The 7,584-nt window shown below is 70.5% G+C and carries 8 protein-coding genes; 5 read left to right on the forward strand and 3 right to left on the reverse strand.

Annotated features, from left to right (window positions below):
- Positions 1-14: 14 nt before the first annotated feature.
- The 3 genes from ABZ412_RS29880 to ABZ412_RS29890 all read right to left on the reverse strand — a co-directional run bounded on the left by ABZ412_RS29880 (position 15) and on the right by ABZ412_RS29890 (position 3,406).
- Positions 15-839: a carotenoid biosynthesis protein gene (locus tag ABZ412_RS29880; RefSeq protein WP_357286690.1), complete on the reverse strand. Its 825-nt coding sequence runs from the start codon at positions 837-839 to the stop codon at positions 15-17.
- Positions 840-1,166: 327 nt separating this feature from the next.
- A complete protein-coding gene (locus ABZ412_RS29885; protein ID WP_357286693.1) occupies positions 1,167-2,798 on the reverse strand; it encodes an NAD(P)/FAD-dependent oxidoreductase in 1,632 nt (543 codons plus the stop codon).
- Complete coding sequence (locus ABZ412_RS29890) at positions 2,795-3,406, reverse strand: GNAT family N-acetyltransferase (RefSeq protein ID WP_357286695.1); 612 nt, start codon at positions 3,404-3,406, stop codon at positions 2,795-2,797. Before ABZ412_RS29890 ends, ABZ412_RS29885 begins: the two co-directional genes overlap by 4 nt.
- Positions 3,407-3,614: 208 nt before the next feature.
- Here ABZ412_RS29890 and ABZ412_RS29895 point away from each other — a divergent pair, with 208 nt between their 5' ends.
- The 5 genes from ABZ412_RS29895 to ABZ412_RS29915 all read left to right on the forward strand — a co-directional run.
- Positions 3,615-4,055, forward strand: coding sequence for an SAV_6107 family HEPN domain-containing protein (locus ABZ412_RS29895; protein WP_357286698.1), 441 nt, complete (start codon positions 3,615-3,617; stop codon positions 4,053-4,055).
- 125 nt (positions 4,056-4,180) lie between these two features.
- A complete protein-coding gene (locus ABZ412_RS29900; RefSeq protein ID WP_357286701.1) occupies positions 4,181-4,606 on the forward strand; it encodes a DUF3040 domain-containing protein in 426 nt (141 codons plus the stop codon).
- Positions 4,607-5,064: 458 nt separating this feature from the next.
- A complete protein-coding gene (gene mraZ / locus ABZ412_RS29905) occupies positions 5,065-5,496 on the forward strand; it encodes a division/cell wall cluster transcriptional repressor MraZ (RefSeq protein ID WP_213560465.1) in 432 nt (143 codons plus the stop codon).
- A gap of 200 nt (positions 5,497-5,696) precedes the next feature.
- Complete coding sequence (rsmH, locus tag ABZ412_RS29910; protein WP_357286704.1) at positions 5,697-6,677, forward strand: 16S rRNA (cytosine(1402)-N(4))-methyltransferase RsmH; 981 nt, start codon at positions 5,697-5,699, stop codon at positions 6,675-6,677.
- 283 nt (positions 6,678-6,960) lie between these two features.
- A partial coding sequence (locus ABZ412_RS29915) for a hypothetical protein (protein WP_357286724.1) occupies positions 6,961-7,584 on the forward strand: 624 nt, incomplete at its 3' end.

Here is a 7,584-nt window from a genome sequence, read left to right on the forward strand (position 1 = left end):
CTCGGCTGCACGGCTCACATCGTGCCATGCGTCCCGGGCCACAGCGTGATTCGACGGGCCCTCAGCCCCCGAACCAGTGGAATCCCCAGCACCCCGAGCCCGCAGCACCCGTACACCGCCGACACCGGCAGCCCCAGGAACACCGCGTGCGCCAGCGTCGACCCCAGCCACGTCCACCCGAACACCGCCACCGGAACCACCCGAGCCGCACCCGAACCCGGCGCGGTCCGATCCCATCCCGCCAGCAGCCCGGCCATCACCGCCGCCACCGCGAACCAGCCGAGATAGTTGCTGAGCGGAATCTCCGCCAGCCCCGGCAGCCCGGGAATCGGCGAACGCCACGTCCACTGCCCATCGGCCACCATCTGCGGATCCAGGAACAGATCCCACCCCACCGCTCCCGCCGCGGTCAGCGAAATCCGCCCGGCCGCGTTTCTTGCCAGCATCCCGGCGACTACCCACACCGGATACAGCCCGCCGGTCCACGCCAGCGGCACCACCACAGGCACCCCGAGTACCTCGGGCCCCAGCCGCCCGCTCGCATAGTCGTAACCGCCGAACGGAATCCCGGTGGCCGTCCCCACCACCTCGGCAACCAGCCCGATCCCGGACACGATGACCAGCAACCCGGACGCCCACCGCACACCCCGGGTCACCGCCGCATGCGTCAAAGCCGCACCGGCCGAGAGCAATACGACGGCCACCGTCACCCGATCCCGCCCGACACCGTGCGTCAGCGGATACGAGATCTGCACCAGCACCAGCAAGACCGCGGGCACCGCCGAGATCGCCACGGCCCGCCGCTCGGCCGAGACCGCTGACAACCTCGTCACGGTCATCGGGCGGCTCGCAGTCCGTGTCTGGCCGCGGGCCCGCCGCCCGCCGCGCCCAGACCCGGTGGAGTTCCCATCACCGGCGACAGCCCAACTTCGGGCTGCTCTCTGCGGCGGAGCGCGGTCGCGGACCGTCCCGGCGCGTCGGTCTCGGCGGCGCGGCGACGGGTTGCGTCGTGTGGCCCGGCCGAGCGGGGACGCGCATCGCGGATCGGGCGGAGGGTGCGGTCACACCGAGGGTCACCGGGGAGCACGATGGCGGTCCGTCCCGGCGGGCAGTCTCGGCTGACTCGCAAGGGGTTTCGTCGTGGCGGCCCGATAGGGCGGGGTCGGTCATCGGCGGCGCGGGAAGCGGAGGCGGGGGAAGCGGAGGCGGGGGCGGAGGTCGCGCTCGACGAGGCGGGCCGCGCTGCGGCCGCTGGCGCCGGAGACGCCGCCGCCCGGGTGCGTGGAGGCGCCGGTGAGGTAGAGGCCGGGGGCGCCGGGGACGCGCTGGTCGGCGAGCTCGGGCAGGGGGCGCCACATGAACATCTGGTCGATAGACATCTCGACGTGCATGACGTTGCCGCCGAGCAGGCCCATCTCGCGTTCCAGGTCGGCGGGGGTCTGGACGTAGCGCCGGGTGATGGAGTCGGCGAATCCCGGTGCGAGGGCGTCGACTTCGGCGATGATGCGGTCGGCCTCGGTCTCGGCGTGCGCGGACCAGTCGCTGCCGTCGGCGAGATCGTAGGGATGCCACTGCGACCACAGGGTGACCTGGTGTTCGCCCGCGGGGGCGATGCTCGGGTCCAGGGCGCTGAAGGTCATGGCCAGGACGACCGGGCGCGGCGGCAGGTCGCCCGCCAGGGCCGCGCCGTGGGCGCGCCGCAGTTCGCGGCGGTCGGTGACGAGGAGTTGCAACCCGTGCGCCGATTCGCCGGGCTCGGCCCCGGGATAGTGGGGAAGTTCGCTGATCGCGGCGCGCACCACCATGCCGATGCCCGGGCCCACGCGGATGCGGCGTCGCCAGTCGGCGATCGTCGCGGCGTCGAATCCGCCCTGTTCCAGCAGGTTCAGGGTGGTGAGGATGTGGCTGCCCGCGATCACGGTGTCCGCGGACAGGTTTCGCCCGCTCGCGGTGCGCACCTCCCACCGGTCGCCGCGGCGGGTCAGGGCGGTCACCGCGTCGCCGGGGGAGACGACGCCGCCGTCGGATTCCAGCCGCGCGACCAGTGCCGCGCTCAGCGCGCCGCTGCCGCCGATCGCGCGCCCGGGCGGCACGGTGTGCATGAGCGCCGCGAACCCCACCATGGGCGCCGAGCCGGGCTCGGACATGGGCGGCCCGGACTGCGCGCCGAACCAGGCCAGCGCCGCCTTCAGTCGTTCGCTGTCGAACAGGCTGTCCAGCAGCGCGTCTCCGGTCTGCATCATTTCCCGGGACAGGGCCCCGCCGCTGGCGCGCCCGGTGGCCCCGGCCGCCTCGCGGGGATCCATGCCCCAGAACGACTTCAGCAGATGCCCGCCGGTCGGGGTGCCGGAGAAGGCCCGCATCACCCGTGCGCTGCGCGGACCCCACACGGTCGCGAACCGCCGGTACGCGTCGGCGTCGCGGCGCCCGCAGGCGGCGGCGATGGACGCGCAGGTCAGGTCCAGATCACGGTGGAACACGATGGGCGCCAGCCCGCTCCCGGCGGGCGCGGGCGCGAAAGCCCAGGGGTCGCAGTCGATATAGCGCAGCCCGAACCGGGCCAGCTCCAGCTCCTCGATGATCCCGGTGTGCCGGATCATGATGTGCGCCGAGGACCCCCGATCGACCAGATGCCCGGGGAACCGTTCGACAGTGGAGACGGCCCCGCCGAGCACGGTGTCGCGTTCGAGCACCTCGACCCGATGCCCGGCCTTGGCCAGGTAGCAGGCCGCGACCAGCGCGTTGTGCCCCGATCCGACGACTACGACTGTGCGGGAACCGTTGTCGCGCCCGCTCACAGGGGCAGCCGCCGCCCGAGCACCGCGAACCGCCGGGTGTCGCCGGAGAAGATGAAGTGCCGCACCACATCCCCGAACCCCTGGCGCCGGTACAGCCGCCAGGCCCGGTTGGACTCGCGGTCCACCTCGGGGGTGGACAGCAGCACGGTGCGCTCGGGCCGGTTCTGCAGCAGCCGGGTGAGCAGGATCTCGCCGAGTCCGCGGCCCTGCGCGGCGGGGTGCACGTGGAGTTCGGTGAGCTCGAAGTAGTCCGAAAGCAGTTCCCGCGCGCCGGATTCGGGCCAGCCGGTGCGCCGCATGCCGCTGTACACCTGCTGATGCCACCACTGGTGCGGCGCGCCGTGATAGCCGTAGGCGATGGCCACGATGGGCGCGGTGCGCAGGTCCAGGCGCCCGTCGTCGTCGGGCAGCACCGCGGCCACGGCCTGCCATCCGGGGCGGGTGGTGTGCTCGGTCCACATGGGTGCGCGCTGGTGTTCGGTGCCGCGCGGATAGTCCATCGCCGCGACGTAGACCGCCAGGGCGTCGTGCAGCCGGTGCCGCAGGGTCGCGGCCGACAGGTCGACCACGACGGGTGCCGGCGTCGGTTTGGGGGTGACTGCGGTCATCGGCTGGACGCAACTCTCGTTGGCGCGGACGGATGGATCGACAGTAGCGCCACGGCGGGCGTCTCAACTTGTCGGTGGGTCTCTCTATATTCAAACCCAACAGAAACCTTCGAATGCCTGTTCGATCATCGAGTTGGGTGAAATGCCTGATCGGGACGCGTTGTCCTCATAGATGTGATTCGGGTGTGCGAGTGGGGAGGTACGCGAAATGACCGGGAAAACTGAACGTCCGGGCCACCCGGGCCGCGCCGGCGACCTGCTGCGCAAGGCCGACGGGCTGCTGTCGGAGGCACGGGGAGAACGCGATCCGGCGGAGCGTTTCCGCATCGCCTACCTGGCCGCGCTACGCGGGGCGGGCGCGGTACTGGCGCTGACGGGGGCCGACCGGGCGCCCCGGGCCCGCTCGCGCAACGCCTGGGTCCTGATGCAGCGCGCGGCACCGGAATTCGTCATGTGGACGGACTATTTCACCGGCCAGTCCGAGACCCGCGCGGCGCTCGAGGCGGGCCTGTCCCGGCCCATCGGCGACCACCGCGCCGACGAGTTCGCTTCGCGGGTAGGCGCATTCCTGCACGACGTGGCGGATCTGCTGGCCGCCGCGTCGCGACTTCGGCCCAGTTCAGGGTGGGTGAACGGAATGCTGGCGTGAGTATCGGCGAGTAGGTGGTCCGGTTCTGATCGAACTCGTATTATTGGTGGCAGATAGCCGCCAAGGTCGGCTACCCGTCGTCTACCCGGAGGCGACAGCCACCATCTAGTGCCGGGGGAGGTACCGTGCCACTCTCCGAGCACGAGCAGCGCATGCTCGAACAGATCGAGAGCGCGCTCTATGCTGAGGATCCGAAGTTCGCCTCGACTGTTCGGGGCGGACGGTTACGTTCTGCCACCGGTCGGCGCAGACTCCAGGCGGCGGCCTTGTTCGTCCTCGGCCTGTTTCTATTGGTGGCCGGCATCGCCGCTCCGTTCAAGCCCGGCGGCTTCCCGATCATCAGTCTCGTCGGCTTCATCGTCATGTTCGGCGCGGGTGTGCTGTTGCTGATTGGTGGCCCCCGCATGGGCGGTTCGGCCGGTCGGGCCTCGGACGCTCATCCCAGCCAGGGCGGCGCTCCCGGCGCCGGCCGCGGCAAGCCCCGCAAGCAGGGCGGGTTCTCCGCGCGGATGGAGGACCGGTTCCGCAAGAGGTTCGAACAGGACAGTTGACCGGGCTGCCGTGCGGCCGAGGGCTTTCGGACCCGCACGGTAGCGGACCGCGATCGACCAACTGAAGATTCACGACACGCCGTGACGCCACACCGATTTGAGGTGTGGCGTCACGGCGTTTCTGGTTGGTCGGGTATCGGCGTGTCGGGTGTCGGCCACGATTCCCCACACCTCCCCACGAGGGTGCCGCACCCCGCCCCACAAGTGCCGGATATGCACGCTATCTGCGGGTTTGCTGGCGGTTGTCGGGTACCCGCCGGCGCGCGTCGCGCGTGTCGGGGGAACTGCGCGAAATCTTCCCCACCATCGTGATAGCTGGTGTGACCTGCGAAGTTCGCCAAGCGGGGACCGAGATCACCGGCGCTTTCGATTGAAAGTGGGGGAAAGTGGGGTAATGTGGAGCCCGCACTACAGGAGGCCGACAGTCGAGAGGGTGATCCGGCAGGAGGTGTCGAGACGTGTTTCTCGGTACCTATACCCCTCGATTGGACGACAAAGGGCGACTGACGTTGCCTGCGAAGTTCCGGGACGAGCTGGCGGGAGGGTTGATGGTCACGAAGGGACAGGACCACAGCCTTGCCGTTTATCCCAAGGACGAGTTCACCGCGCTCGCGCGGAGAGCTGCGGCCGCGTCCCGATCGAACCCGCAGGCCCGAGCATTCGTCCGGGCCTTGGCGGCTTCCAGCGATGAGCAACGTCCGGACGCACAGGGCCGGATCATGCTGTCGGCAGAGCACCGCCGCTACGCGAATCTCTCCAAGGATTGCGTGGTGATCGGCTCGGTCGACTTCCTCGAGATATGGGACAAGACGGCGTGGGATTCCTACCTCGCCGAGCATGAGGAGGACTACTCGCAGGCCAGAGACGAGTCGCTGGGCGAGATCTTCTAGCCCGAGCGTGGCGAGTGCCCTGCGGCCTCTGCCCGACACCGACCCTGACGTACTTCCCCAACGCCAGGTGCGGTGCTTCGGTCAGAGACCACGGGGCATTCGCCCTAATTCGAAGGTCGTTGTGAAGAGGCCCGCCGTCGCTCGCTATCCGATGTGGCCGTGCGAATGAACGTGAGGCAGTGAATTCCGGGAGGTCCTAGGTGAACCAGAGCAATGACGGCCCCCGCCATGTTCCGGTTCTCCTGCATCGTGCCGACGAAATCCTCGGTCCCGCACTGCATTCCGAGGGCGCCGTCTACCTGGACTGCACGCTCGGTCTCGGCGGTCACGCCGAGCACTTCCTGCGCGCCTACCCGAACATCAGACTCGTCGGCCTGGATCGAGACACCGCCGCGCTACGGCTGGCGGGGGAGCGACTGGCGCCGTTCCGGGATCGGATCACCCTGGTGCACACCAGATATGACGGGATCCCCGCCGCGCTCGAACAGGCCGGTCTGCCCGAAAAGGGTTCGGTCAGCGCCATTCTCATGGATCTGGGCGTGTCCTCCATGCAGCTGGACGAGGCCGATCGCGGTTTCGCCTACTCGGTGGACGCGCCGCTGGACATGCGGATGGACTCCAGCACCGGCCCCACCGCGGCCGACGTGCTCAATACCTACAGTCACGGCGAACTGGCCCGGGTGCTGAAAACCTATGGCGAGGAACGGTTCGCGGGCAAGATCGCCTCGGAGATCCTGCGGCGGCGCCAGCGCACCCCGTTCACCACGAGCGCCCAGCTGGTGGAGCTGCTCTACGACACCATCCCGGCCGCGGCCCGGCGCACCGGCGGGCATCCCGCCAAGCGCACCTTCCAGGCCTTGCGGGTGGAGGTGAACCGCGAGCTGGAGTCGCTCGAGGCGGCGCTGCCCGCCGCGCTGGACGCGCTGGCCCCGGGCGGCCGCATCGTGGTGATGAGCTATCAGTCCCTCGAGGACCGGGTGGTGAAGGTGGAGCTGGCCAAGCGGTCGGCCTCGCGCACCCCCCTGGACCTGCCGGTCGAATTGCCCGGCATGGGACCGGAATTCAAGATCCTGACCCGCGGTGCGGAGAAGGCGACCGAGCAGGAGATCGAGGAGAACCCGCGAGCCGCTCCGGTGCGCATGCGGGCGGCGGAACGTATCGCAGGGGAGAACAGGGCATGAGTGGTCAGGCGCGGAGGCGGCAGCGGAGCGTAACCATGGAGCGCTCCGCTCATGCCCCGGAATGGCAGAGCATGAACCGAGCACCTGACGGGGCGCGGCAGCGCCGGGGCGGCGGGCGGTTCCGGGCCGCGACCCGAGAGATCGGAGCCGCGCTATGACGATCAAGACGCAGGTGAGCCGGGGGGCCCGCCGGGTGCAGGCCGCCGAGCGGGTCAAATCGGGTGCGGCGCAACGGGCCTACGCCCGGCGCCGCAATCGCGAGGGCGGCGTGGAGCTGCCCGGGATGCGCCGTGGCCGGCGTAGTGAATCCATCTCGCGCGGGCGGATGTCCTTCGTGGCCACCATCATCGCGCTGCTGGGCTGTGGTCTGGCCTTGACGCTGTTGCTCACCACCCGCGCCACCGAGGACAGCTACCAGCTCGGCGATCAGCGCCGCGCCAATCAGAAGCTGTCCGACGAGCGGGACGCGCTGCAGCGCGAGGTGGCCGCGGCCGATTCGGCGCCCGAATTGGCCCAGCGCGCCGCCGAACTCGGCATGATCCCGGCCAGGGATCCCGCCCGCCTCATCATCGGCCCCGACGGTCAGGTGACGGTGGTCGGCAATCCGCAGCCCGCGCAGGGGGCTCCGGCGCCGCCGCTGAACACCACCCCGCGCGCGGCCGCGCCGCCGAACGCGGCCCAGGGGCAGGGCGAGCGCGTGGTCCCGGCGACCACCACCCCGGCGCAGCCCCCGAGGCCGTCCGCCACCCCGGCTCCGCCGACCACCACCGCCGCGAATCCGGTTCCGGCGGCGCCATTTACAACACCGCCGACGACTACAACGGTCTCGGCCGGATCCTGGGCAACCACAACGGGGGTGGCGGCGGACCGCGCACCATGCCGTCGACTCTGCCCACGCCGTCCGCCG

This window comes from Nocardia sp. NPDC005746, from assembly GCF_040630785.1.
In the GTDB taxonomy this organism is placed as follows: domain Bacteria; phylum Actinomycetota; class Actinomycetes; order Mycobacteriales; family Mycobacteriaceae; genus Nocardia.